The following is a 26181-nucleotide window of genomic DNA, read 5'->3' as shown; positions in this document are numbered from 1 at the left end:
GAGGTTTGGCGTTAGTTGGTTATGAGTCGTCCGGGGCCGAAGATTCCGCCGTTGTCACTGACCACTGCGCAACGGGCTGTGCTGGAGGGCTGGGTGCGTCGGCGGACGACCGCGCAGGCGCTGGCTCAGCGGTCACGGATCGTGCTGGAGTGCGCGGACGGCCACTCGATCATGGAGGTGTCCCGTCGGCTGCGGGTTGCGCCGGACACCGTCCGCACCTGGCGGCGGCGCTTCCTGGAGAACGGCTTGGACGGCTTGTGTGACGAGCCCAGGCCGGGTGTCCCGCGGAAGATTACCGACGCGGATGTGGAACGAGTGATCGTCAGAACGCTCGAGGAGAAACCGAAGAACGCGACGCACTGGTCGACGCGCTCGATGGCCGCCGTGACGGGCATGTCGCAGTCGACGGTATCCAGGATCTGGCGGGCATTCGCTCTGGCCCCGCACCGCTCGCAGACCTTCAAGCTCTCCACCGATCCGTTCTTCATCGACAAGGTCCGCGATGTCGTCGGCCTCTATCTCGACCCGCCGGAGAAGGCTCTGGTTCTCTGCGTGGACGAGAAGTCGCAGATCCAGGCCCTGGACCGGTCCCAGCCGGTCCTGCCGATGATGCCTGGGGTTCCCGAGCGCCGAAGTCACGACTACATCCGCGCCGGCACCACCACTCTCTTCGCCGCCCTGGAAGTCGCGACGGGCAAGGTGATCGGATCGCTCCACCGCCGTCACCGGGCCGTCGAGTTCAAGAAGTTCCTGGCCAAGCTCGACAGGGAAGTCCCGGCCAGCCTCCAGGTCCACCTGATCCTCGACAACTACGCGACGCACAAGACGCCCGAGATCAAGAAGTGGCTGCTGGCACACCCGCGCTTCCACCTGCACTTCACACCTACCAGCGCGTCGTGGCTGAACCTGGTCGAGCGGTGGTTCGCCGAACTCACGCAGAAGAAGCTCAAGCGCGGAGTGCACCGCTCCGTCCAGGCCCTCGAACGCGACGTCCGGGCCTGGCTGGCCGACTGGAACGACCAACCCAGGCCCTTCATCTGGACCAAGACGGCCGACGAAATCCTCGACAAAGTCGCCGCCTACTGCCACCGAATCTCTGACTCAGGTCACTAGGGCCTGTCCGGCGGATCGTGCCGGACCCGCCGGGCTCAGGTCCGTCCGTCCTCCGGCGCCGGGCGGGCCCCGCCGGGTGCCCCCGCCAGCAGTCCGTCCATCACCAGGTCCAGCAGCCGGGCGGCGCGCGGCGGCCAGTCGCTGTGCGGGTCGATCTGCCAGAGCCCGGCGATGGCGAGGAGGAAGTCCTCGGCGGTCAGCCCCGGACGGATGGTGCCGGCCTGCTCGTTGGACTCCAGCAGGAGCGTGACGGCCCGGGTCACCGGGCCGTGGCCCAGCTGGGCCAGGCCGCCGTGCCGGCTGACCGTCGTGCGCAGCGCCTCGGCCAGACCGGCCTTGGCCATGGCGAACTGCGCGAGCCGGTCCATCCACTCCCGCAGCGCCCGGTCCGGATCACGGGTCAGGAGCAACTGGGCCGCGGCGTCGGCGACCTGTTGCATCTCGTGGCGGTAGACCTCCAGGACGAGCGCCTCGCGGTTGGGGAAGTTGCGGTAGAACGTCCCCTGCCCGACGCAGGCCTTCTTCGCGATCACGCTCACCGGGGCGTCAGCGGCCCGCGTCAGCTCGGCCAGCGCGACGTCCAGGATGCGCTCGCGATTGCGCTGTGCGTCCGGACGCAGAGGGGCGTCCTTCTCCTCCTGCACAGGTCCTCCTTCGGGCCCACGGCCACGGCCGCTCTTGATAACCGGACAGCTGTCCACTAGGTTTGATCACCGGCGGACAGCTGTCCGCTTAGCCTTACCTTACCGGTAGAACCAGCCATTACGGCCGACCGGTGCCCCGTCCATATCTGCGCAGTTCACCTGAATCGCCTCTCTCCCTCCCGGACCGTCTGCCGGGATCGTCTCGTTCGACGCGCATCAGTAATGCGAAAGAAGGCTGATCATGGCCCCATCGACGTCCAGTGCCATCACCCTGAACATCAATGGCGAAAAGTACACGCTGCCCGTCGACCATCGCACCACCCTGCTCGACGCCCTGCGTGAGCATCTCGATCTGACCGGCACCAAAAAGGGCTGTGACCAGGGCCAGTGCGGCGCCTGCACGGTACTGCTCGACGGACGCAGGGCCGTGGCCTGCCTGCAGCTCGCAGTCGCGGCCGAGGGGCGCGCGATCACCACCATCGAAGGCGTGGCCGACGGCGATCGGCTGCACCCGGTCCAGCAGGCCTTTCTCGACCTCGACGGCTATCAGTGCGGCTACTGCACCCCGGGCCAGATCTGTTCGGCTCTCGCGGTGATCGAGGAACACGCGGCGGGCTGGCCGAGCGCCGTTACCGGCGACGTCAGGCCGGAGGCGGGAGTGCCCGCACTCACCGCCGAGGAGATCCGCGAGCGGATGAGCGGCAACCTGTGCCGCTGCGGCGCCTATGTGTCGATCGTGCAGGCGGTCGCGCGGGCGGCGGAGGCCTCCGCCGCCGATGTCTCCACGTCCCGGGCCGCCGCGTTCCAGGACAAGGAGCCGGTGGCATGAGGGAATTCGGCTACGAGCGCGTCTTCGACGTCTCCGGAGCGGTCGCACTGCTCGGCACGGACCCGGACGCCCGCTTCCTCGGCGGCGGCACCAACCTCGTCGACCTGATGAAGGCCGGCGTGGAACGGCCCGCGCTTCTCATCGACGTCCAGGAACTTCCGCTGGACACCGTCGAGTTCACGCCGGACGGCGGCCTCCACATCGGCGCGACCGTCACCAACAGCGATCTCGCCGCCCACGCCGAGGTACGGCGTCACTACCCGGCACTGGCGCAGGCGCTCCTGGCCGGGGCCTCCGGACAGCTGCGCAACATGGCCACGGTCGGCGGGAATCTGCTCCAGCGCACCCGCTGCGGCTACTTCAGCGACCTCGCCAAGCCGTGCAACAAGCGTGCCCCCGGCAGCGGTTGCCCGGCCATCGCGGGCGAGCACCACAACCACGCGATCCTCGGGGCCTCCGAGCACTGCGTGGCGACACACCCCTCGGACATGGCGGTCGCGCTCGCGGCCTTCGACGCCGTCGTCACGTACGAAACGGCCGACGGGCCCGGTGAGCTGCCGATCGCCGACTTCTATGTGCCGGTGGGCGACACCCCGCACATCGAGACCGCCCTGCCGCCCGGCGCCCTGATCACCGGAGTCACACTCCCGCCGGCCTCGGTCGCCGCGCACTCCCGCTACCGGAAGGTGCGCGAGCGCGCCTCGTACGCCTTCGCGGTCGGATCCATCGCCGCCGCGCTCGACGTCCGGGACGGCGTCGTGACCGACGTGCGCCTCGCGTTCGGGGCGGTCGCGTCCAGGCCGTGGCGGGCCCGCGCGGCCGAGCGGGCGCTGACCGGCCGACCGGCGAGCGCCGAGGCGTACGCCGCCGCCGCGGACGCCGAACTGGCAGCCGCCGAGCCGCTCCCGGAGAACGGATACAAGGTGACGTTGATGCGCAACCTGGTCGTGGCCGTGCTCACCGAACTCGCCGAGGAGACCGCCCGATGACCACGACGACCGACAGCGCGGCATTCACCGGCACCGTCGGCTCCGGCCGCACCCGGGTGGAGGGCCGGGACAAGGTCACCGGAGCGGCCCGCTACGCCGGCGAGATCCCCTTCGCGGAACTCGCCCACGGCTGGCTGGTGCTCTCGACCGTGGCCCGCGGCCGGGTGCACCCGGTGCAGGACACGGCCGTGCTGGCCATGCCCGGAGTCCTCGCCGTGCTGCACCACGGGAACGCGCCGCGCGTCGACACCGACTACGTCGGCATGCTGGGACGGCCCAACCCGGTCGTCGGGCTCTTCCAGCACGACCGGGTGCCCTACGTGGGCTGGCCGGTGGCGATGGTCGTGGCCGAGACGTCCGAGCAGGCCAGGGAAGCGGCCGAGGCGCTGGTCGTGCGCTACGACGAGGAGCCGCACGACGTGGCGTTCTTCGCCGGGCACCCCGGCGCGTACACGCCGGAGACCAGCACGATGGCCGACGCCGAGACGGCGAAGGGCGACGTGGAGGCCGAACTCGCAGCGGCCGCCTTCGTCGTGGACGAGGAGTACACCACTCCGGAGGAGCACCACAGCTCGATGGAGCCGCACGCGGCGACGGCTCGCTGGGACGACGGCCGGCTCGACGTCGTCGACTCCAACCAGGGCAGCACCTGGGTGGCCGCCGAGCTCGCCCAGCTCTTCTCCCTCGACCCGGCCTCCGTACGGGTGCGGGCCGAGCATGTCGGAGGGGCCTTCGGCTCCAAGGGCCTGAGCCCCCATCAGGTGGCGGCCGTCATGGCGACGACCCTCCTCCACCGCCCCGTACGCGTAGTGATGACCCGGCGCCAGATGTTCGCGCTCGTCGGGTACCGCAGCCCCACGGCACAGCGGATCAGGCTCGCCGCCGACGCGGACGGCCGGCTGCGCGCGTTCGACCACCAGGCGCAGAGCCAGACGTCGACCGTGCACGAGTTCGTCGAGACGAGCGCCGCGCTGGGGCGCGTCCTGTACGACGCCGACGCGCATCACACCCTGCACACCCTGGTACGGCTCGACGTGCCGTCCCCGACCTGGATGCGCGCACCGGGCGAGGCGCCGGGATCCTTCGCCGTCGAATCGGCGCTCGACGAACTGGCCGAGAAGTGCGGCGTGGACCCGATCGCGCTGCGCACACGCAACGAGCCCGCGGTGGGGCCCGTGTCGGGGCTGCCGTTCAGCAGCCGCAATGTGCTCGCCTGTTTCGAGGAGGGCGCCCGCAGGTTCGGCTGGGCCGGCCGGGACCCGCGCCCCGGCCTGCGCCGGGAGGGGCGCTGGCTGATCGGGACCGGAACGGCCGCGGCCACCTACCCCTCGGGGGTCGGCCCGTCCACCGCGGCCGTGACCGCTGAGCCGGACGGAAGTTTCACCGTGCGGATCAACGCGGCGGACATCGGGACCGGCGCCAGGACCGCGATGACCCTCGTCGCCGCGGACGCGCTCGAAGTGGACCCGGACCGCATCCTGGTGCGCATCGGGGACAGCGATCTGGGCCCCGCGATGATCGCCGGCGGCTCGATGGGCACCCGCTCCTGGGCCTGGGCGGTAAGGCTCGCGGCGGGTGAGCTGCGGGAGCGGCTGGCCCTGGGCGGAGGCATTCCGCCGGAGGGAATCACGGCCAGGTCGAACACCGCCGAGGCCATCGGCGCCCTTCCGAAGATGGAACGGCACTCCTTCGGGGCGCAGTTCGCCGAGGCGGCGGTGGATGTCGGCACCGGCGAGGTGCGGGTACGCAGGCTGCTCGGCATCTACGCCGCGGGCGCCATCGTCAACCCGCTGACCGCACGGAGCCAGTTCATCGGCGGAATGACCTGGGGGCTGTCCATGGCCCTGCACGAGGAAGCGATCAGGGACCGGGCCTCCGGCGGCCATGTAGGCGCGGACCTCGCCGGCTACCACTTCGCCTCGCATGCCGATGTGCCGGTCATCGAGGCGGACTGGGTGGACGACCACGTTCCCGACGACCCGGTAGGGATCAAGGGCATCGGTGAGATCGGTGTCGTCGGCGTGGCCGCCGCGATCGCCAACGCGGTGTGGCACGCGACCGGCGTCCGCCACCGGGAGCTGCCGATCCGTCCCGACCGTGTCCTGCGTGCGGCGCAGGAAGCCCGGCGGCGGGCGGCGGCGGGGGAAGCGCCGAGTGCTTGACATAGCGGACGCCCTGCGCCGCTGGTTCGAGGAGGGCCGGGACTTCGCGGTCGCCACCGTCGTGGCCGTGGGCGGCAGCGCACCGCGCGGTCCCGGCGCCGCCCTGGCCGTCGACAGCGACGGCACCGTCATCGGCTCCGTCTCCGGCGGCTGCGTGGAAGGGGCGGTGTACGAGCTGTGCGTCCAGGCGCTCCAGGACGGGCGGACAGCGCGCGAGCGGTTCGGGTACAGCGACGAGGACGCCTTCGCGGTCGGGCTCACCTGCGGCGGCGTCATCGAGGTCCTGGTCACACCGGTGCGCTCGGCCGCGCCCGTGTTCCGGGCCGCGGTGTCGGCCGCGGACCGGGGGGATTCCGCGGCGCTCGCCCGGGTGGCCGGGGGACCGGGCGAACTGCTCGGCAGGGCGCTGCTCGTGCACGCCGACGGCTCGTACGAGGGCGGCATCGGCGGGCATCCGGAGCTCGAACGGACGGCGGTGGCGCAGGCCCGCGCGATGCTGGACACCGGCCGTACCGGTACGGTCGAGATCGCCGAGGACGGCTCGCGCTGCCCCGGTGGCGTCACGCTGTTCGTGGAGTCGAGCGTGCCGCCGCCCCGGATGATCGTCTTCGGTGCCGTGGACTTCGCCACTGCACTGGTGCGGGCGGGCAAGTTCCTCGGCTACCACGTGACCGTGTGCGACGCCCGGCCGGTCTTCGCCACCCGCGCCCGCTTCCCCGAGGCCGACGACCTCGTGGTCGACTGGCCGCACCGGTATCTGCGCGGCACCGCGACCGACGGACGAACGGTGCTGTGCGTGCTCACCCACGACGCGAAGTTCGACATACCGCTGCTGGAGGCGGCCCTGCGGCTGCCGGCCGCGTACGTCGGCGCGATGGGCTCGCGCCGCACCCACCAGGACCGCGACCGGCGCCTGCGCGAAATCGGGCTCACCGAGGACGAGTTGGCCCGGCTGCGCTCCCCGATCGGCCTCGACCTCGGCGCCCGCACCCCGGAGGAGACCGCGCTGTCCATCGCGGCGGAGATCGTCGCGTCGCGCCGGGGCGGTTCGGGTGCGCCGCTGACCGGTTCGGGTGCGCCCATCCACCATGACACCGACGGACGGCAGGAGGGCGGGTCCCGCTCCCCGGCGGCGGCGTGACCCGGACCGGGGCACGCCGCCCACCGTCCGTAGGGGCCGGGGTCAGAACTTCCGCAGGGCGACCGACCCGCCGGGCCGCAGCTCGACCCGCCGCGTCACGCCCTTCCAGCTCACCTCGGTGGTGCGGCCGCCGACGCTGCGGATCCGTGCCTCGCGCACCTTTCCGTCGCGCCAGCTCAGATCCACCACGAAGCCGCCACGCGCGCCCATCCCGGTGACGGACCCTGAGCCGGCCCAGGCCGCCGGCAGGGCGGGAAGCAGCTCGATGTGGCCCGGCCGGGAGTAGAGCAGCATGCGTGATTCGCATTCAATTCTTGCGCGGGCCAACCGTGTTGATCGGGTGCTCGACCGTGTTCTGGTATGCCGGGCAGGCCTCGCCCGGCCTGCCGCCCGGCCGTTGGCCGAGCCTTCACCCCTGCGAAATCCACCGTACCCGGCAGGGCTTCGGGGTTCCCTGAGTGTCGACATGGGCATGTCATCGCATGGCATGGCCCGACACGCTTCGACCAGGAGGAAGCAGTGAAGAACAGACGACGGATCCGCAAGGTGTCACTCGTGCTGGCCGCGGCCGGGATGCTGGTCCTGGCCTCGCCGGGCAGCGCCTTCGCGGACGTGCCGGGTGCGCTGCCCGCGAACGCGGACGGACTGGAACAGACCTTCCAGCCGGCCTACGACTACGACGGCGACGGCTGCTATCCGACCCCCGCCATCGGTCCCGACGGCACCATCGCCCCCGGGCTGAAGACAACCGGCGCAGTCAACGGCAGCTGCCACGACTCCTGGGACCTGGACAACACCAACGGCTACGCACGCTCCAAGTGCAACAACGGCTGGTGCGCCATCATCTACGGCCTCTACTTCGAGAAGGACCAGGCCGTGGCCGGGAGCGGTCTCGGCGGGCATCGCCACGACTGGGAGCACGTCGTGGTCTGGGTGCAGGACAACGAGGCGAAGTACGTCTCCACCTCGGCCCACGGCGGCTTCAGCGTCTACGGCCGCGATCAGATTCAGTGGGACGGGACCCACCCCAAGGCCGTCTACCACAAGGACGGGATCGGTACGCACTGCTTCCGACCCGCGACCTCGGGCGACGAGCCGCCCGAGAACCACTACCACCAGTGGCAGTTCCCCGACCTCGTCGGCTGGAACGGCTACCCCGAGGGCATCCGGGACAAGCTGGTGCAGGCCGACTTCGGCAGTGCCGTCTTCGGCCTGAAGGACGGAAACTTCGCCGGCCATCTGGAGAAGGCGATGCCCGCAGGCATCCCCTTCGACCCCAACGCCTGACGGGGACGGGGCGGCGCGCGCTGGTCAGTGCCCCGCCGCCCCGGCGGACCGGGCGGGAAGCGGGGCGAAGACGCGGTGGGCCGCCATCGCCGCGCCGCCGCGCGCCCACGTCTCGAACGGCAGGGGCCGCACCACGAGTTCGCACCTGGCGGCCGCGCCGAAGGCCTGGTCGGCGAAGGTCCGGCGGATCTCGTCGGAGAACAGGTCGTACGCCGCCACGCCCTCGCCGGAGATGATGATGCGCTCCGGGCCGATGAGGTTGGCCACCGAGGCGATCCCCAGCCCCAGCGCCCGCCCGGCCCGGGTGAAGACGCCGCGCGTCGTGGCGTCCCCGGACCGGGCCAGGCGCACGGCGTCGGCGAGGGACAGATCCGCGTCCCCCGTCTGCTCCCGCACCTGGTCGACAATGGCCTGCGTCGACGCGACGGCCTCGACGCAGCCGGTGTTGCCGCAGGTGCAGACCCGGTCGCTGCCGCCGACGGGCAGATGTCCCAGCTCGCCCGAGACCCCGAACGTACGGAGCCCCGCCCCTCCCACTGGTTTCGAGAGGACGTGCCATGACCCGCATCACCACCCGGATCGCGCACCTGCGCGCGGCCGGGGTGAGTTTCGTCGTCGAACTCCGTGCTCCGCTGCCCCGTGTCCTGCACTGGGGTGAGGACCTCGGTGAGCTGACCGGCGACGGTCTCGCGGCCCTCGGGCTGACGGCGGACGCCGCCGCGCTCAACAACGCCCCCGACGAACCAAGGCAGTTCACGGTCTGGCCCACCGAGGCCGACGGCTGGCTGGGCACCCCGGCCCACCAGGGCCACTGCGCCGGGACGGCCACCGCGCCTTCACCGGCAAGTGGTGCCGCGAACGCTCCCCGCAGCGTGGCCGGCTGGCGTTCGCGGGCCATGTCCGCGAGGTGCGCCGGGGCAAGCCCGGACTGGACGCGCCGCACCTCCTGACGGTCGGTGTGCCCGGCTTCGGGTTCCGTACGGGCGAGGTCTGGGCCCTGCACGTGGGATGGAGCGGCAACCAGCGCTGGCTCGCGGAGCGGCTGCCCGAGGGCGCGGGGGTGCACGGGGGAGTCCTCGGCGGCGGCGAGCTGCTGGCACCCGGCGAGATCCGGCTGGCTCCGGGCGGCAGGTACGAATCGCCCGAGTGCTTCTTCGCCTGGTCGGGCGAGGGCCTGGACGGACTGGCCGGCCGCTTCCACACGATGCTCCGCGCCCGCCCGGAGCATCCGTCCACGCCGCGTCCGCTGACCCTGAACACCTGGGAGGCGGTCTACTTCGACCACCGCCCCGAACGGCTCCTGGCGCTGGCCGACGACGCCGCCGCCGTCGGGGTGGAACGCCTGGTCCTGGACGACGGCTGGTTCCTCGGCCGCCGGGACGACACGGCGGGACTCGGTGACTGGACGGTGGACCCGCGGGTGTGGCCCGAGGGGCTGACCCCGCTGGCGGACCGGGTGCACGCCCACGGGATGCAGTTCGGGCTGTGGGTGGAACCGGAGATGGTGAATCTCGACTCCCGGATGGCCCGGGAGCATCCCGAGTGGATTCTCGGCCCGTCGGCGGGAGTGGGGCCGAGCTCCCGCCATCAGTACGCGGTGAACGTCGCCGACGAGCACGCGTTCGCCCACCTGCTGGAGCGGCTTGACGCCCTCGTCACCGAGTACGGCATCGACTACCTCAAGTGGGATCACAACCGGGACCTGCACGAAGCGGTGCGGCGCGGTGCGCACGGCACCGACCGGCCCGGTGTGCACGCCCAGACGGCGGCCCTCTACCGCCTGATGGACGCGCTCAGGTCACGCCACCCCGCGCTGGAGATCGAGTCGTGCTCCAGCAGTGGCGGACGCGTCGACCTCGGCGTTCTCGCCCGTACGGACCGGGTCTGGGCATCGGACTGCAACGACCCGCTGGAGCGCCAGTCGATCCAGCGCTGGACCGGGCAGCTGCTGCCGCCCGAGCTCGTCGGCGCCCACGTCGGAGGCCCGCGCAGCCACACGACGGGGCGGGTCGCCGACGACTCGTTCCGGCTGATCACCGCCTTGTTCGGCCACGCGGGCATCGAGGACGACCTGACCGCGCGCACCCCCGCGCAACGCGCGGCGCTGGGCCGGTGGGCGGCGCTGTACAAGGAGCTGCGCGGGCTGCTGCACGCCGGACAGGTCGTCAGGGCGGACCTCGACGACGAGGCCACACAGCTGCACGGCGTGGTCGCGCCGGACGCCGGGGCCGCGCTGTACTGCTGGGCGCGGACGGAGACCTCCGTGCCGGGTCAGTCCGGCCGGGTCCGCCTGCCGGGCCTCGCCCCCGGCCGGTCCTACCGGGTCCGGATCCGTACGGAGGCGGGGCTGCCGGCCCCCCCCACCAGGTCACGGGTCCCGTCTGGTGCACGGCGGCACTCGACGGCTGGGTCCCGATGCCGGGCGCCGTGCTGACCGGTGCGGGGCTGCCGATGCCGACGCTCAATCCGGGGCAGGCCCTGCTGATCGAGGTCGCGGCCCGGCTGCCCGCGAACTGACCGCCGGCCCACCGGCCGGCCCCTCGCGGGCCGGTGGGCCACCGGGTGGCGTCACGGGCTCGCCGCGTCGTAGCCGTAGCGCAGCGGTCCGTCGCCTGCGGGCAGGCCGAGCCGGTAGACGTACAGGGCCTCGGCCCGGACGCCGCCCGGCGGGGCCTCCACCTCGCAGGGGCGGGTGACCTGTACGACCGGCGGCCGGTCGGTGACGCGCATGCGCAGGCCGTGGGCGGGGCCCCCGACGAGCACCGCGTGCTCCTCGCGTGTCGTGCAATCGGTATCCATGACCATACTTTAAAGGTTGCGCAATAAAAGAACTGTGTCCCGTCCCTGAAACCGGCTCAATGCGCACCGCGAGCAGGACTCCCCGCACGGGTTCGCCCTTCACAGCATGCACGGAGCCGGGACACAGCATGCACGGAGCCGGGACACAGCATGCACGGAGCCGGGACGGATCCGACGCCCGGTTCGCCGTCGAGGGCGAACCGGAAGCCGCGCTCGTTCAGGCGCCGGCCTTCTCGGTCACCGGGGCGGCCGAGGCACCGGACGCGATTCCGAAAGCCGGGTCGGGCACCTCCGTGGGGCTGATGAGGGTGGAGGGGCGGCCGTCCGTGCCGACGGGGACGTCCCCGTCGATGGTGACGCGGCGCAGCTTGCGCTCGTGGGTGCCGGAGTCGTCCACGCCGTAGTGCTGGGTGGCACGGTTGTCCCAGATGGCGACGTCGCCGGGCTGCCACTGCCAGCGCACGGTGTTCTCCGGGCGCTCGATGTGGGACTGGAACAGCTCGATGAGGGCCCGGGAGTCGCGGCCGTTCAGCCCGCTGATGCGCTGGACGAAGCTGCCGAGGAGCAGGACCCGTTCGCCCGTCTCGGGGTGGACGCGGACCACCGGGTGTTCGGTGAGGAACTTAGTCGAGGTGAACACCTTCCGGTACTGGGCAAGCGCCTCGGGCAGGGCGTCCGGACGCTGCGCGACGTAGTCGTAGTCGTTGGAGTGGACGGCCCGAAGGCTGTCGGCCAGGGTGCGCAGCGGCTCGGGCAACTGGGCATAGGCGGCAGCGGTGTTGGACCACAGGGTGTTGCCGCCGTAGGGCGGGACGGTGACCGCGCGCAGGATGGAGAAGGCCGGATAGGCGGGCACGAAGGTGACATCGGTGTGCCACTGGTTGGCCCGGCCGCCGTGGTCGGAGTCGATCCCGAGCGAGTAGCGGCCGTCGGTGGACGGGACGGTCGGGTGGGCGACCGGGGTGCCGAGCAGCCGGCCGAACGCCTCGTGGCCGTCCTCGTCCAGGTGGTCCTGGCCTCGGAAGAAGACGACCTTGTTGGCCAGCAACGCGGCTCGGACGGCCGCGACGGTCTCGGGGCCGGGGTCGCCGCCGAGGCGCACCCCGGAGATGACGGCGCCGATGCGGCCGCCGGCCTTCTGGACGCTGACGGTGGAAGCGGGAGCGGTGGTTGCCGAGGACATGGCGGCATTCCTTTCGAAGGGCACGCCCGCCCCTGACCGTTCGCGGAACCCGGTCAACGGCGGGCTTGATTGATCTCGGAGAGGAAGAAAACGGACCCTGGGACGGTGAGGCACCCGCCGTCGGACGCGGAACGGTCCGAGTACGGATGCGGAACGGTCCGGGTACGGATGCGGATGCGGATGCGTGGGCGGTGTGGAGCCGCGCGAAGCGGAATCGCGGTGCGACAGCGGCCGGTCAGGCAGCGCTACAGCGGCCCGGACACCCGGGCGGCACTGCGGTGCCGCCGTCGCGCGGGGCGGGCCGCGCATCGGGAGAGGCCGTCGCGAACATGTCCCGGAGACTCGCAGCGCCCCTCCGCGTACGTCAAGCACGTACCCGCTCCCCGCAGAGCGTCCGGCAGCGGTCCGGCCGGCGCCTGCGCGCAGCCCGCGACCTATCCGGACGGGCACCATCAAACCCTCTGCGACCAGGGGTTTTCCCGGTCCTCCCGGCGCCCGCGCGCCCCGCCCGTGAGCCTGCTGCGAGGCCCCGCACGAATTCACGCCGCCGTAACGTCGGGCCCCCGTGACACCGGACCGAGGGGCCGGGGCCTCCATCGAATGGCGGGGGGTGACGGGCAGGACTAATGTCGTGGAAGTGAACGAATGCGTTCACTCCTGGTCTGAGTTGCAAGCGATCTTTGAGTTGCCAGCGATCCCATGACGGACTCCCACGCGACACCCCGGCAGGCTGCCGAATCCCCGGAGCGGGCACGAGGCAGCCGGATCGCCCTACTCGTCATCTGCTCCTGCCAGTTGATGGTGGTTCTCGACATCACCATCGTGAACATCGCGCTTCCGCACATCCAGGCCGCGCTGGGCTTCTCCACCGAGAACCTCTCCTGGGTGGTCAACGCCTACACGCTGACGTTCGGCGGGCTGCTCCTGCTGGGCGGGCGGCTGGGCGACATCCTCGGCCGTCGCAGAGTCTTCATGTTCGGCGTCGTGCTCTTCGCCTTCGCCTCGCTGCTCGGCGGTCTCTCCCAGGAATCCTGGCAGTTGCTGGCGGCGCGTTCACTCCAGGGCGTCGGTGGCGCCATCGCCTCGCCGACCGCCCTCTCGCTGATCACCACGACCTTCCGCGAAGGGCCCGAGCGCAACAGGGCGTTCGGTGTCTTCGCCGCGGTCTCGGCCGGCGGCAGCGCCATCGGGCTGCTGGCGGGCGGACTCCTGGTGGAGTGGCTCGACTGGCGGTGGATCTTCTTCGTCAACGTCCCCATCGGGCTGCTGATCGTGCTCGCCACGCCCCGCTACATCCGGGAGTCCGAACGCCATCCGGGCCACTTCGACGTCGTGGGAGCGGTGACGGCCACCCTGGGCATGGTGCTGCTCGTCTACGGCTTCATCCGCGCGTCCGAGAAGGGCTGGAGCAACCCCCTCACCCTGGGAGCCTTCGCCGCGGCCGTCGTGCTGCTCGCCGTGTTCATCGCCATCGAGGGCCGGTCGAGGCAGCCCATCACGCCGCTGTGGATGTTCCGCGACCGCAATCGCGCGGGCGTGTACGGAATGATGCTGTGCCTGGCAGCGGCGATGTTCGGGATGTTCTTCTTCCTGACTCTCTTCGTGCAGGACATCCTGGACTTCAGCCCGCTCCGGGCCGGTCTCGCCTTCCTGCCGGTCAGTGCGATCATCGCGGTGGGCGCCGGCATCACCTCCCAGCTGCTTCCCAGATGGGGGCCGAAACCCTTCATGGTGACCGGCGCCGTCCTGTGCGCCGTGGGACTCGGCTGGCTGACGCAGGCCGACGCGAACAGCACGTACCTGGGCAGCCTTCTCGGCCCGGTGCTGGTGTTCGGGCTCGGCATGGGGCTGCAGTTCGTGTCGCTGACGCTGATGGCCGTGTCCGGTGTGGCGGCGCGGGAGGCGGGAGCGGCGTCCGGAATCCTCAACACCACGCAACAGGTGGGCGGTTCGCTCGGCCTCTCCATCCTCGTCACGGTCTTCGGGACGGCCAGCCGCAACGAGGCCACCGATCAGGTCCCCCGCTTCCTGTCGCGAGCGACCCCCGCCGAGGTGGCGCAGTTCCGCAGGACCGGCCAGCTCCCCGGGCACTGGGGCGACCAGGTGCTGGTGACGGGCATCTCCCGAGCCTTCGTGTGCGCCGTCGTGTTCGCCGTCGTGGCGGCGCTGATCGCCATGATCGTCATCCAGGTGCGCCCCTCGGACCTGGAGCGTCTGCGTGGCAGCGGCCCCGGGATGCCCGGCGCGGGGGCCGGAGACGTCCCGCAGGGAGCGGCCGGTGCGGTCGGACCGGACCCCGCTCGGCAGCAGCCGCAGCCGCCGCAGCCACCGGGGCTGGGCGGTCCGGAGCGCCCCGATCCGGACCGGTGACTCCCAGGTCTTGACGGAACACGGCCATGTCGCCGAGTGTGTGGTGGGTTTGAGCCGCACCACACCGGAGGCGTAAGTGAGACGTTGGAGTACCCGGAGCGCAGTGACCGCCGTCGCGGCGGCACTGCTCGTCGCGACCGTGCAACCCGCCGTGGCAGTCGGCAGCCTGACAACGTTGTCAGCCGCTTCGGCGAGTGGCGCGCACCTGGTCGAGGACCCCGCCGGCCATGTCGACCCGCTCATCGGGACCGGCCGCGGCGGCTCGACCGTGGGGGAGATCAACAACTTCCCCGGTCCCGCCGCCCCGTTCGGCATGATGCAGTTCTCGCCCGACACCCCCGGCTCGTACGCCGGGTACCAGTACCACAGCGACCAGATCCGCGGCTTCAGCCTCGACCACGCCTCGGTCGGCTGCACCGCCTTCGGTGATGTGCCGATCCTCCCGGTGACCGGGGATGTCGGCTCCGCGCCCTGGGACCGCAGCGAGCACTTCTCGCACACCGGTGAGGAGGCGGAGCCGGGGTACTACGCGGTGACGCTCGACGACTCGAAGGTGCGGGCCGAGCTGACGGCGACGACGCGCACCGGTCTGGCCGCCTTCACCTTCCCCGAAGGCGCCGACGCGGCCCAGGTCCTCGTCAAGGGCGGCGGCAGCCTGGCCGGCAACAAGAAGGCCGATCTGCGGATCGTCGGCGACCGGGAGGTCACCGGCTCCGCCACCACGGGCAACTTCTGCGGCAAGGGGAACGAGTACACGCTCCACTACGCGATCACCTTCGACCGTCCCTTCACCCGGCACGGCACCTGGGACGGCAAGTCCGTCACGAAGGACAGCGACACCGTGGACGCGCCCAAGGCCGGCGCCTATCTCACGTTCGACACGGACGGGGCGCGCACGGTACGGGCCAAGGTCTCCATGAGCTACGTCTCGGTGGCCGGTGCCCAGGCCAACATGGCCTCGGAGGCGCCCGGCTGGAGCCTGCCTGACCTGCGGAAGCAGACCCGTGACCGGTGGAGCGAGGCGCTGGGCAAGGTGCGCGTCGCCGGCCGGGACGACGACGAGCTGAAGACGTTCTACACCTCGCTCTACCACTCGCTCATGCACCCGAACACCTTCAACGACGCCGACGGCCGCTACATCGGCTTCGACGACAAGGTGCGTACCCTCCCCGAAGGGCGCACCCAGTACGCCAACTTCTCCGACTGGGACACCTACCGCTCGCTCGCCCCGCTTCAGGCCATGCTGTGGCCGAAGGAAGCGAGCGACATGGCCCAGTCGCTCGTCAACGACGCCGTACAGGGCGGCTGGTGGCCGCGCTGGCCACTCGCCAACAGCTACACGGGCCAGATGACCGGCGACAACTCCGTGGCCCTCATCGCCAACCTCTACGCGTTCGGCGCCCGCGACTTCGACCTCAAGACGGCGCTGAAGTACCTGGTCAAGGGCGCGACGACGGTGGACGGCACACCGGGCGCCTACAAGGAACGCCCGGACATCGCCAACTACGTCGAACGCGGCTACGCACCGAACAACGACGCCTCGCGCGGCGACCACCAGCGCGTGGGCGGCTCGGTCACCCTCGAATGGGCGATCGACGACTTCGCCATCGCTCAGCTCGCCCACGCCGCGAAGGACACCGCGACCGAGCGCGCCTTCACCCGGCGCGGGCAGAACTGGCAGAACATCCTCAACCCCGCAACGGGCTACCTCCAGCCCCGAGGCGAGGACGGCCGCTTCCCGGACGGCCCCGGATTCCAGCCGCCGCCGGAGGGCAAGTTCGGCCAGGACGGTTTCGACGAGGGCAACGCCGCGCAGTACAACTGGCTCGTGCCGCAGAACACCGCGGGCCTCATCGACGCGATGGGCGGCCGCGACGTCGCCTCCGCGCGGCTCGACACCTTCTTCACCCAGCTCAACGCGGGCCCGAACGAGCCGTACATGTGGGCGGGCAACGAGATCAACTTCGGGGTCCCGTGGGTCTACAACCACCTCGGAACGCCGTGGAAGACCCAGAAGGCGGTACGGGACGTCGCCACGACGCTGTTCAGCCCGACACCCGACGGCGAACCGGGCAACGACGACCTCGGGGCGCAGTCCTCGTGGTACGTGTGGGCCGCGCTCGGCCTCTACCCCTCGACACCGGGCACGCCCGATCTCACCGTGCACAGCCCGCTGTTCGAACGAGCGGTGCTGGATCTGCCGGGCCGGGGCGCCGATCTGGACATCCGGGCTCCCAAGGCCTCGGCGCAGACCCCGTACGTGCACGAGCTGAAGCTCGACGGGCGCGACTGGGAGCGCACGTACCTGCCCCGGTCGACGGTGCGCGACGGCGGACGCCTCGACTTCTCGCTGTCCGGCACCCCGGACACCCACTGGGCGACCTCCGCGAAGGCGGCGCCCCCCTCGTACCGCACGGGTGAACGCCCCTTCCTGGCCAACGCGACACCCAACCAGGCCACCGCCGAACCCGGCGGCGAGGGCGCGGTGCTCAAGGTCGCCGGGCAGCGTCTGGCCGGCCACGACCGGACCCTGACGGTCACCGCCGACGCGCCCGAGGGGCTGAAGGTCAGCGCGCGGAAGACCACGATGAAGCTCGGTGCGGGAGGCTCGGGCAGCGCGGCGCTCACGGTCACGGCCGGTCCGCGGACGCCGGAGGGCTACTACGAAGTGCCGCTGACGGTACGGGGGAGCGGAGCCGCCGATCCCGTACGGCTGTCCGTCACCGTTCTGGTGGCACCGGAGGGCAGCCTCTCGGCGGCCTACGACAACACCGGCATGTCCGACGACTCCGATCACGGGCAGGGCGACTACGACGGGGACGGCAACAGCTACTCCCGGCAGGCGCTGGCCGGGGCCGGGCTGCGCGGCGGCGCACCCGCCGAGGTGTCCGGCACCTCGTTCACCTGGCCGGCCGCACCGCAGGGCAGGCCGGACAACGTGGCCGCGGACGGCCAGTCGATCGTCCTGGGCAAGGCCGGAGAGGACGCCCGGCGGCTGCTGTTCGTCGGCTCGGCGACCGACGGCGACCACAAGGGCAGCGCCACAGTGACCTTCACCGACGGCAGCACGGCCGAGGCGGACCTGTCGTTCGGTGACTGGACCCTGCCGGGCGGCGGCACGGAACCGGTCCTCGGCAACGCGCTCGTCGCCCGGACGGACCACCGCAACCAGTCCGGCGGCAGTGGTCCCGCGGCACATGTCTTCGCCACCACACCGTTCGACGTGCCCGACGGCAGGCGGATCAAGAGCGTGACGCTGCCTCACGACCCCGACCTGCACGTCTTCGCCGTCGGACTCGGCTGACAGCGGCGGTACGGGAACGGCGTGGCGCGGACCGGAGGAGCCCCTGTCCTCCGGTCCGTCAGGCGGGGGCGCGGCTATGCCTTCATGGCCGGTGCCCCCGGCTCGCCCTTCGCCGCGGCGTCCTCGCGGGCCAACCGGTTCGGCCACCACACGCGCGGGCCGATGTCCAGGAAGAGCGAGGTGACCAGCACCGACCGTACGACGAACGTGTCCAGCAGTACGCCCAGCGCCACCGCGAAACCGATCTCGGCGAAGACCACGACCGGCAGGGTGCCGAGCGCCGCGAACGTGCCGGCGAGGACCAGACCCGCCGATGTGATCACCGCACCCGTCGCGGCGAGGCCCGCCACCACACCCGCCCGGGTGCCCTGGAGAACTGCCTCCTCGCGGATCCGCGTCGACAGGAAGATGTTGTAGTCGATGCCGAGAGCCACCAGGAACACGAAGACGAACAGCGGGAAGTCCGTGGGCTCGCCCGCGTAGTCGAAGACATGACGGAAGGCCAGCGCGCTGACGCCGAGCGCGGCCGCGAAGGACAGCACCACCGTCGCGATCAGCAGCACAGGCGCCACCAGGGCACGCAGCAGCAGCGCCAGGATGATCAGCACCACCAGCAGCACCAGGGGAATGATCAGCATGTTGTCGTGCCTGGTCGCGGCATCCATGTCGATCAGCGCCGCGGTACTGCCACCCACCTGGGCATCCGCGTCCGGCACCCGGTGCACCGCACCGCGGATCCGCTCCACCGTGTCCTTGGCCCGGCCGCTGTCCGACGGAGCCGTCAGGGTCGCCTCGATGATGACCCGGCCGTCCACCTCCGGCCGCGCACCCGGCGGTACGCCGACGGAGCCGCGCACCACACCGGGCGTCGCCGCCACCGCGCCGCGGACCGCGTCGCCCCGGCCGGCCGAGGCGACGACCAGCAGGGGATCACCACTGCCCGCCGGGAAGTAGCGGTCCTGCACCTCCTGGCCGGTGATCGAATCCGGCTTGCCGGTGAACGAGTCGGCATTGCTGAGGCCCGAGGCGTTCAGCTGCGACAGCCCCAGGGACAGGGCGGCGAGCACCAGAGCGGTGGCGACCCAGACCGTACGGGGACGGCGTGCCAGCCGCTGCCCCGTCCGGGCCCAGAACCCGTGCACGGTCGGCTCGGCGGAGCCGAAGTGCGGGACGACCGGCCAGAAGACCCATCGGCCGAAGATCACCAGCAGAGCGGGCAGCAGCGTCAGCATGGCGATCAGGGCGACCGCCACGCCGATCGCGGCCACCGGCCCCAGCCCCCGGGTCGAGTTCATCTCCGCGACCAGCAGCACCAGCATGCCGAGGACCACGGTGCCGCTGCTCGCCAGTACCGCGGGCCCGGCCCGGTGCAGCGCCCGAGCCATCGCCTCGTGACGGTCCTCGTGCCGGCGCAGCTCCTCCCGGTAACGGGCCACCAGCAGCAGCGCGTAGTCCGTGCCCGCGCCGAACACCAGCACCGTGAGGATGCCCGCGCTCTGGCCGTTCACCGTCAGACCCGCGTGCGCCGCGAGCAGATAGATCAGGGCCTGTGCGCTGAAGAGGGCGGCCACGACCGCGATCAGGGGCAGGAGAAGCAGGGTGGGGCTGCGGTAGGTGATCAGCAGCATCACGATGACCACGCCCAGCGCCGCGATCAGCAGCGTCGAGTCGATGCCCGAGAAGGCCTTCGCGGAGTCGGCCGCGACCCCGCCGGGACCGGTGACGTGCACGGCGAGCCCGTCGCCGCTGCCGCCCACGAGGTCCCGGACCGAGTCGACGGCCGGCCCGATCTGCTTCCAGCCGTTGTCACCCATCGTGATGGGGACGAAGATCTGCGCGGCCGAGGGGGAGACCCTCTTGTCGAAGACCGGGCCCTGGGTCTGCGTACCCCGTACCCCGTGCGCGTGCACCGTTCGCAGCTCTCGCGCGTCCCGTGCGATCCGGGAGCGGTCCGCCCCGGTGAGGCCGCCCTCACGGGCGTAGACGACGACGGTGGTGATGATCTGGGGCCTGAAGTCCTTCGAACTCTCCAGGACCTTGGTGGACTCCGCGCTGCTGGGCAGCCAGGTCGTGGCGTCGTTGTCCTGCGCGCCGGTGAGTTTCTGGGCGAGCGGCGCCGCGACGACGAGGACGATCAGCCACAACGCCACCACCAGCCATTTGGTGCGCCGGCCGCAGACCAGCGCCGCCGCCCCCGGCCGTCGACGCCGTTGCAGGTCCGCCATGCCACTCCCCGTACTCCGTCAGGAGTGACGTCGTCATCGAGGGGGCGGCGGCCGCCGTGTGACCGGCGCCGCACCGATTCCGCACGTCACCCGCTCCCAGGTTCCGTGCCGGTGACAGTAGGCCGCGGTCCGCGGGGCACTCCGGCGACCCGCCGCCGGGCGGCTGCCGGGCCCCGGTTGGACTATCCGTCCGTGCGGGGCCCGGCGGGCGCGGGGCTCAGCCCTTGACGGTGAAGGCCGCCCGCAGCAGTGCCTCCTCGCGCGAGGACGGACCGACGAGCAGCTCGAACGCGCCCGGCTCCACGACACGGTTGCCCTCGGCGTCCACCAGGCTGCAGTCCGCGGCGGGCAGTTCGATGACGACCTCACGCGACTCGCCGGGTTCGAGCGTCACCTGACGGTAGGCCTTCAGCTCCTTCTCGGCCCACGTCACCGACGTGACGGTGTCGCTCACGTACGCCTGCACGGTCTCCAGCACCGGCCGCTCGCCGGTGTTGCGGACCAGGACGCGCGCCCGCAGGGTGTCGCCCGCGCCGAGAACCTCGGTGAGCACCTCCAGCTCCGTGTACGCGACACTCGTGTAGCTCAGGCCCTCCCCGAACACGAACGCCGGACTCTGCGTCAGGTCGGCGTAGCGGGAGCCGTGCTGGCCGCGCACCTGGTTGTAGTACGTCGGCTGCTGCCCCGAATGACGTGCGAAGGAGACCGGCAGCCGGCCGGACGGCTCGACGAGGCCGAGAGCCAGCTCGGCGACGGCCCGGCCGCCGAGCATCCCCGGATTGAAGGCGTGCACGATCGCGGCCGCGCTGTGCGCCGAGGGCGGCAGCACCAGCGGCTTGGAACTGATGACGACCACCACCAGCGGCTTGCCCGTCGCGGCGAGCGCGTCGAGCAGCGCGATCTGACCGCCGATCAGCTCCAGGGTCGCGGTCGAACGCCCCTCACCGATCAGCTCGATCCGGTCACCGACGACCGCGACGACGTAGTCGGCGGCCCGCGCCGCGGCGACGGCCTCGTCGATCAGCGCATCGGAGGGCTCCGCCGGGACGACGATCTCCGGCCGGGGCTGCCCGTCGGGGAAGAAGGCCCCCTGGGGGTCGGGCCCCACGGTGAGGATGTCTGCCCCACGCGCATGGGTGACGGTCCAGCCGTCCGGCACGTGCTCCCGGAACCCGTCCAGCACGGTACGGATCATGTCGCGCGGATGGCCGTCCGGCAGCCAGTCCGCCTGACCGGAGGACCCCGCCCAGTCACCGAGCTGGGTCTGCGCGTCGTCGGCGTTGGGCCCGATGACCGCGACCGTGCGCGGCGCGTCGCCGGGTGCCGCGAGCGCGCGGCCGTCCGTACCGGCCCCGAATCCGCCGGCCAGCGGCAGGGTGCCGTCGTTGGTGAGGAGCACCAGCGAGCGGCGGGCCGCTTCGAGGTTCAGCCCGGCGTGCCCGGCGCTGCCGATGACCGCTGCCTGCCGGTCCCGGTCGGGGTGGCGCGGGTTCTCGAACAGGCCCAGCTCGAACTTGAGCGTCAGGATCCGGCGGACCGCCGCATCGATCTCCGCCTCGTCGAGCGTGCCCCCGGCGACCGCCTCCTGCGCGCCGCCGAAGAAGTCCGGCGTCGTCATCACCATGTCGTTGCCCGCGCGGACCGCGGCGGCGGCCGCCTTCGCGTGGTCGGCGTAGACCCGCTGCTCCCACACCATGCGGCCGACGTTGTCCCAGTCGGTCACCAGCGTCCCGGTGTAGCCCCACTCACCGCGCAGCACCTCGTTCAGCAGCCAGTTGTTGACCGTGATCGGGACCCCGTCCATGGACTGGTACCCGAGCATGAACGTCCGGCAGCCCTCCCGGGCGACCCGCTCGAACGGGGGCAGGAACCACGAACGGAGCTTGCGGCGCGAGATGTCCGCCTCGCTCGCGTCCCGGCCGCCCTGGGTCTCCGAGTAGCCCGCGAAGTGCTTGGCGCACGCCAGGATCGCCGTCGGGTCGTCGAGGCCGTCGCCCTGGTACCCGCGCACCATCGCCGAGGCGAGCTCGCCGATGAGGAAGGGGTCCTCGCCGAACGTCTCGCTGACCCGGCCCCAGCGCAGGTCCCGGGTGATGCACAGGACCGGGGAGAACGTCCAGTGGACGCCGGTCGCCGCGACCTCGACAGCGGTCGCCCGCGCGATGCGCTCCACGAGGTCCGGGTCCCAGGTCGCGGCCATGCCGAGCTGCGTGGGGTAGATCGTGGCCCCCTCCCAGAACGAGTGGCCGTGGATGCAGTCCTCCGCGACGAGCAGCGGAATCCGCAGCCGGGTCCGCTCGGTGAGCGAGGCCGCTTCCAGGACGCGGTCGGGGGAGGCGTGCAGGATCGAGCCCGCGTGCATGTCCTCGATGAGGTGCCGGACCCCGTCCTTCGCGTTCAACTGGAGCATCTGGCCGACCTTCTCGGGCAGCGTCATCCGGCCGACCAGATCGGCGACGCGCTCGGGGACGGACAGTGCGGGGTCGAGATAGGGCAGTGAGGAGCCCACAGGAGTTCCTTTCACAACGTCGGTGACGTTCTCATCGGGCGGACATCAGGGTGGTGGAAGGTACCGGCCGGCGCACGGGCCGCGGTCTGTCGCCGCAGACGCGTCATGGCCGCGCTCCTGCTGTTGTCATCGTCCGAGGCCTCCTGCGGTCGGCACGGCACGGCTCAACTCGCCGCCCGGACCCACCGTACGCCGAATCCCGACCGGGTGGTAAGTATGTGGGTATGGGACTGTACTCAGTGATGCCGTCCGAGACGGCCGGGGAGGGTGGCACGTGACTGGCGATACGCGGCGCGGCTACGCCAAGGGCCGGGCCAGACGCGTGGAGATCCTCGACCAGGCCATGGCCATGTTCGGCGAGGTCGGCTACCGGGGCGCCTCGCTGCGCGTGATCGCCACCCGCTGCGGGATCTCGCACCCCGGTCTGCTGCACCACTTCCCGACCAAGCAGTCGCTGCTGCTCGCGGTGCTGGAACACCGCGACGAGGTGGACGGGCAATGGCTCGCCCTCGGCGGTCCGAGGGGCGTCGACCGGCTGCGCCGCCTCGTCGACCTCGCCGCGCTGAACGCCGAACGCCGGGGGATCGTCGAGCTGTTCTCCGTACTCGCCGCCGAAGCGACGTCCACCGGGCACCCGGCCCACACGTACTTCGTGGAGCGCTACCGCACCTCGGTCCTCACCACGGCCGTCTCCTACCGGGAGGCGCGGGACGAGGGCGCGCTGCGCGCCGGCATCGCGCCCGACGAGGCGGCGCAGCAGCTGATCGCGCTGATGGACGGACTCCAGGTCCAGTGGCTCCTCAGCGGCTGCGCGACGGACATGGCGGGCGTGCTGCGCGCCCATGTACAGGCGCAGTTGACCGTGGAGCTCTGAGCGGCCGCCCGGCACCCGGACGGCCGTACCGGAACACATCTCTGCGAGCGGTCCGGCGCCCCGCTGCCTATGATCGACAAGGGGCCTTGGACCTGATCTGTGGAGGCTTCCGATGTTGTCGGCGCTCGAACCGCGTGACATTCCTCCGCGCCTCGCCACTGGCGCGTTCATCCTGAACTCCGGCCTGGGCAAGCTCAAGGCCGACGAGGCGACCGCGCAGACCCTGCACGGCATGGCCCGCACCGCGTACCCCTTCCTCGACAAGATCGAGGCCGAGCGGTTCACCCGGCTGCTCGCCTGGTCCGAGATCGCGGTCGGTGGCGCGCTGCTGCTCCCCGTCGTGCCGACCCGGCTCGCCGGACTGGCGCTGGCCGGGTTCTCCGGCGGGCTGCTCGGCCTGTACCTGCGGGTTCCCGGGATGCGTGAGCCGGGCAGTCTGCGCCCCAGCCAGGCCGGCGTCCCGCTGGCCAAGGACGCCTGGATGTTCGGCATCGGGCTGGGCTTCCTCGGTGCGGGAGCGCACCGGTGCGGCCCGTCGGCCCGCCGCTGCCGCCGGCACCGCAGGTGCGGCCGCTGAACCATCCCCGCGGCGGGCGGTGGCACGGGTCCCGCGCCACCGCCCGGTGAGTGCCGGCCGCGGTGTCAGTCGCGGACCCGGGCCATCAGCAGTGCCACGTCGTCGTGGTGACTGGGGTCCCGCAGCTTGCGCAGCAGCCGGTCGCAGGACTCCTCGAGCGACGGATCCGGCTCGCGGAGCAACTCGCACAGCGCGTCCAGCCTGGTGTCTATGTCCTGGTCGCGGGTCTCGACCAGGCCGTCCGTGTACAGGACGAGCCGGTCACCCGGCCCGAGGTCGAACGTGACGTCGCTGAACGGCACACCGCCCACGCCGAGCGGTGCCCCGGCCGGCAGATCGAGCAGTCGCGGCGGGCCCCCGGCCGGTATCAGCACCGGCGGAAGGTGCCCGGCGGTACTCACCCGGCAGGTGTTCCGGTCCGGGTCGTACACGCCGTAGACGCAGGTGGCGAACCACGGGTCCAGATCGGCGGTGATCTCGTCGAGATGCCGGAGTACCTCGGCGGGCCGGAGGTCGATCCGGGACAGGGTCTGGGTGGCGGTACGCAGCCGCCCCATCGCGGTGGCCGCGTTGATGCCGCTGCCCATGACATCGCCGACCACCAGGGCGGTCCCGCCGTCCCGCAGCGGGATGATGTCGAACCAGTCGCCGCCGACCTCGTACCGGGAGGCGGCCGGCCGGTAGCGGGACGCCACCTCCAGCCCGGCCGGAATGTGGTGGTTGTGCGGCAGCATGCTGCGCTGGAGGGTGAGTGCGGTCTCGCGCTGCTGCCGGAACAGCCGGGCATTGTCGATACAGACCGCCGCGCGGGCGGCCAGCTCGCCGGCCAGTACTTCGTCGTCCTCGGTGAACGGCAGCGGGTTGTCCGTCCGGATGAGGTCGAGAGCGCCGAGCACCTCGCCGCGGGCGATCAGCGGCACCGCCAGGTAGGAGTGGGCGCCGGCCTCCGCCAGCAGTCCCGCCGAACGGCTGTCGCGGGCGACGCGCGACAGCTTCTCGGCGTCGAGATACGGCTCCCGGACCGGCTTGGCCGTGCGCACGCAGCGGGTGATCAGCCGGTCGGCGCCGTAGTGGGCCGCGTGGCCCGGCGGATCGGCCGCCTCGACGACCGGCGTGGGCCGGGCGGCGACGACGGCCAGGGCCTGGATGAGGGCCGGGCCGTCGGTCTGGCGGGGGTGCCCCTTCAGCACACTGTCCAGGACATCCACGGCCGCGACGTCGGCGAGCTCCGGAACCGTGACCTCGGCCAGTTCCCGCGCGGTCTGCTCCAGATCCAGGGTGGTCCCGATGCGCACCGAGGCGTCGGCGACCAGCGCCAAGCGGTGCCGGGCCCGTTCCGCCTCGGCCTCGGCCCGGTGGTGGTCGGTCATGTCGATCAGTGAGACGGCGAGCCCGAGAACCTGACCACCGGAGTCGTCCAGCCGGTACAGCGACATCGACCAGACACGGTCGGTGTCCGGATCGGCCGGGGTACGCCCTTCCACCTGACGGCCCACCTGCGGCACACCGCTCTTCAGGACCTCGCGCATCGCCGCCTCGACCTCGTCGCCGTCGAGGAGGGGCAGCGCCTCCCCGGCCCGGCGGCCGAGGTGCTCGGCCGCGCTCAGAGCGTTCATCCGCTCCAGCGCGGGATTGGCCGCCAGATACCGCAGATCGCTGCCCAGGACCGCCAGACCGATCGGGGACTGGTCGACCAGACGCACGGACAGCGCCAGATCGCGCTCCACCTGCCGCAGCGTCGCCCCGTCCGTGGCCAGCCCCAGCGCGTAGAAGTCGCCGCGGTCGTCCTGCAACCGCATGTTGCGGAACTCCAGCAGTCTGGTGGAGCCGTCCTTGCACCGTACGGGGAAGCTGCCCGCCCAGGTCTCACCGCTGCTCATCACCTCGGAGAACAGCCTCAGCACCAGCTCGAAGTGCTCTTCGTCGACCAGGATGCGGGCGGCGAACCGGCCCAGCGCCTCCTGCGGTGTGTAACCCAGCAGCCGCTCGGCCTGCGGGCTCCACAGCGCGATGCGGCCCTCGGTGTCCAGCACCATCGCGGCCGTGCCGAGGACGTCCACCAGACCGCCCTCGGGAGAGCGGCGCACACCTGCCCGGTGGCCGTCGTCCCAGCCGGTCCGCATGTCATCACTGCCGTCCACGGACCATCCTTCCCAAGCCGTCACCGTGCCCGGA

19 protein-coding genes and 1 pseudogene are annotated in these 26181 nt (G+C 71.7%); 12 read left to right on the top strand and 8 right to left on the bottom strand.

Annotated features, from left to right (window positions below; translation table 11 throughout):
• Positions 1–21: 21 nt before the first annotated feature.
• Positions 22–1113 carry an IS630 family transposase gene (locus ACZ6S6_RS10650; RefSeq protein WP_362959134.1) on the top strand — a complete coding sequence of 364 codons (1092 nt, stop codon included), beginning with the start codon at positions 22–24 and terminating at the stop codon, positions 1111–1113.
• 35 nt (positions 1114–1148) lie between these two features.
• Here the strand turns inward: ACZ6S6_RS10650 and ACZ6S6_RS10645 are convergent, their stop codons facing one another.
• Positions 1149–1757: a TetR/AcrR family transcriptional regulator gene (locus ACZ6S6_RS10645; protein WP_469704853.1), complete on the bottom strand. Its 609-nt coding sequence runs from the start codon at positions 1755–1757 to the stop codon at positions 1149–1151.
• 241 nt (positions 1758–1998) lie between these two features.
• Between ACZ6S6_RS10645 and ACZ6S6_RS10640 the strand changes: the two genes are divergently transcribed.
• Genes ACZ6S6_RS10640 through ACZ6S6_RS10625 form a run of 4 tightly spaced genes read left to right on the top strand, consistent with a single transcriptional unit; the run spans position 1999 to position 6878 of the window.
• Positions 1999–2586, top strand: coding sequence for a 2Fe-2S iron-sulfur cluster-binding protein (locus ACZ6S6_RS10640; RefSeq protein WP_469704851.1), 588 nt, complete (start codon positions 1999–2001; stop codon positions 2584–2586).
• Entirely contained in the window at positions 2583–3575 is a 993-nt protein-coding gene (locus ACZ6S6_RS10635; protein WP_469704849.1) for an FAD binding domain-containing protein, read from the top strand. Before ACZ6S6_RS10640 ends, ACZ6S6_RS10635 begins: the two co-directional genes overlap by 4 nt.
• The gene (locus ACZ6S6_RS10630) at positions 3572–5737 is read left to right on the top strand and encodes a xanthine dehydrogenase family protein molybdopterin-binding subunit (RefSeq protein WP_469704846.1); all 2166 of its coding nucleotides are present in this window, start codon (positions 3572–3574) and stop codon (positions 5735–5737) included. The genes ACZ6S6_RS10635 and ACZ6S6_RS10630 overlap by 4 nt, the downstream gene beginning before the upstream one ends.
• Complete coding sequence (locus tag ACZ6S6_RS10625; RefSeq protein ID WP_469704844.1) at positions 5730–6878, top strand: XdhC family protein; 1149 nt, start codon at positions 5730–5732, stop codon at positions 6876–6878. The genes ACZ6S6_RS10630 and ACZ6S6_RS10625 overlap by 8 nt, the downstream gene beginning before the upstream one ends.
• 42 nt (positions 6879–6920) lie before the next feature.
• Here the strand turns inward: ACZ6S6_RS10625 and ACZ6S6_RS10620 are convergent.
• A pseudogene (locus ACZ6S6_RS10620) lies at positions 6921–7172 on the bottom strand (glycoside hydrolase family 95-like protein); the annotation flags it as partial.
• A gap of 279 nt (positions 7173–7451) precedes the next feature.
• On the opposite strand from ACZ6S6_RS10620, the gene ACZ6S6_RS10615 reads away from it, so the two are divergent.
• Complete coding sequence (locus ACZ6S6_RS10615) at positions 7452–8165, top strand: NPP1 family protein (RefSeq protein ID WP_469705009.1); 714 nt, start codon at positions 7452–7454, stop codon at positions 8163–8165.
• 24 nt (positions 8166–8189) lie between these two features.
• On the opposite strand, the gene ACZ6S6_RS10610 is transcribed toward ACZ6S6_RS10615, so the two are convergent.
• The gene (locus ACZ6S6_RS10610) at positions 8190–8702 is read right to left on the bottom strand and encodes an ROK family protein (protein WP_362963000.1); all 513 of its coding nucleotides are present in this window, start codon (positions 8700–8702) and stop codon (positions 8190–8192) included.
• A 20-nt stretch (positions 8703–8722) separates the two neighbouring features.
• Between ACZ6S6_RS10610 and ACZ6S6_RS10605 the strand changes: the two genes are divergently transcribed.
• Both ACZ6S6_RS10605 and ACZ6S6_RS10600 read left to right on the top strand, forming a co-directional pair.
• A complete protein-coding gene (locus ACZ6S6_RS10605; protein ID WP_469704842.1) occupies positions 8723–9115 on the top strand; it encodes a hypothetical protein in 393 nt (130 codons plus the stop codon).
• Positions 9046–10599 carry an alpha-galactosidase gene (locus tag ACZ6S6_RS10600; RefSeq protein ID WP_469705007.1) on the top strand — a complete coding sequence of 518 codons (1554 nt, stop codon included), beginning with the start codon at positions 9046–9048 and terminating at the stop codon, positions 10597–10599. The genes ACZ6S6_RS10605 and ACZ6S6_RS10600 overlap by 70 nt, the downstream gene beginning before the upstream one ends.
• Before the next feature lie 134 nt (positions 10600–10733).
• Here ACZ6S6_RS10600 and ACZ6S6_RS10595 read toward each other — a convergent pair whose 3' ends face one another.
• Positions 10734–10964 carry a hypothetical protein gene (locus tag ACZ6S6_RS10595; protein ID WP_362962996.1) on the bottom strand — a complete coding sequence of 77 codons (231 nt, stop codon included), beginning with the start codon at positions 10962–10964 and terminating at the stop codon, positions 10734–10736.
• Positions 10965–11181: 217 nt separating this feature from the next.
• On the bottom strand, positions 11182–12147 hold the full coding sequence (locus tag ACZ6S6_RS10590; protein ID WP_469704840.1) for a TauD/TfdA dioxygenase family protein: 966 nt from the start codon (positions 12145–12147) through the stop codon (positions 11182–11184).
• Positions 12148–12846: 699 nt separating this feature from the next.
• Here ACZ6S6_RS10590 and ACZ6S6_RS10585 point away from each other — a divergent pair.
• Positions 12847–14517, top strand: a complete 1671-nt coding sequence (locus ACZ6S6_RS10585; RefSeq protein WP_469704838.1) for an MFS transporter — start codon at positions 12847–12849, stop codon at positions 14515–14517.
• A gap of 175 nt (positions 14518–14692) precedes the next feature.
• Complete coding sequence (locus ACZ6S6_RS10580; protein ID WP_469704836.1) at positions 14693–17821, top strand: GH92 family glycosyl hydrolase; 3129 nt, start codon at positions 14693–14695, stop codon at positions 17819–17821.
• A gap of 74 nt (positions 17822–17895) precedes the next feature.
• Here ACZ6S6_RS10580 and ACZ6S6_RS10575 read toward each other — a convergent pair whose 3' ends face one another.
• Together ACZ6S6_RS10575 and ACZ6S6_RS10570 are read right to left on the bottom strand one after the other, a co-directional pair.
• Positions 17896–20046, bottom strand: coding sequence for an MMPL family transporter (locus tag ACZ6S6_RS10575; protein WP_469704834.1), 2151 nt, complete (start codon positions 20044–20046; stop codon positions 17896–17898).
• A gap of 217 nt (positions 20047–20263) precedes the next feature.
• Positions 20264–22555 (bottom strand): exo-beta-d-1,3/1,6-glucosidase, encoded by a 2292-nt coding sequence (locus tag ACZ6S6_RS10570; RefSeq protein WP_469704832.1) that lies wholly within the window; start codon positions 22553–22555, stop codon positions 20264–20266.
• 274 nt (positions 22556–22829) lie between these two features.
• Here ACZ6S6_RS10570 and ACZ6S6_RS10565 point away from each other — a divergent pair, with 274 nt between their 5' ends.
• Both ACZ6S6_RS10565 and ACZ6S6_RS10560 read left to right on the top strand, forming a co-directional pair.
• Positions 22830–23429 carry a TetR/AcrR family transcriptional regulator gene (locus ACZ6S6_RS10565; protein WP_362962984.1) on the top strand — a complete coding sequence of 200 codons (600 nt, stop codon included), beginning with the start codon at positions 22830–22832 and terminating at the stop codon, positions 23427–23429.
• A gap of 112 nt (positions 23430–23541) precedes the next feature.
• Positions 23542–24006: a hypothetical protein gene (locus ACZ6S6_RS10560; protein ID WP_469704829.1), complete on the top strand. Its 465-nt coding sequence runs from the start codon at positions 23542–23544 to the stop codon at positions 24004–24006.
• Positions 24007–24071: 65 nt separating this feature from the next.
• On the opposite strand, the gene ACZ6S6_RS10555 is transcribed toward ACZ6S6_RS10560, so the two are convergent.
• Complete coding sequence (locus ACZ6S6_RS10555) at positions 24072–26129, bottom strand: SpoIIE family protein phosphatase (RefSeq protein WP_469705005.1); 2058 nt, start codon at positions 26127–26129, stop codon at positions 24072–24074.
• Between the last annotated feature and the right edge of the window lie 52 nt (positions 26130–26181).

This window comes from Streptomyces sp. NPDC048671 (assembly GCF_055587045.1).
Note: the sequence above shows the minus strand (reverse complement) of the source record. Positions and strands in the feature narration are given on the sequence as shown.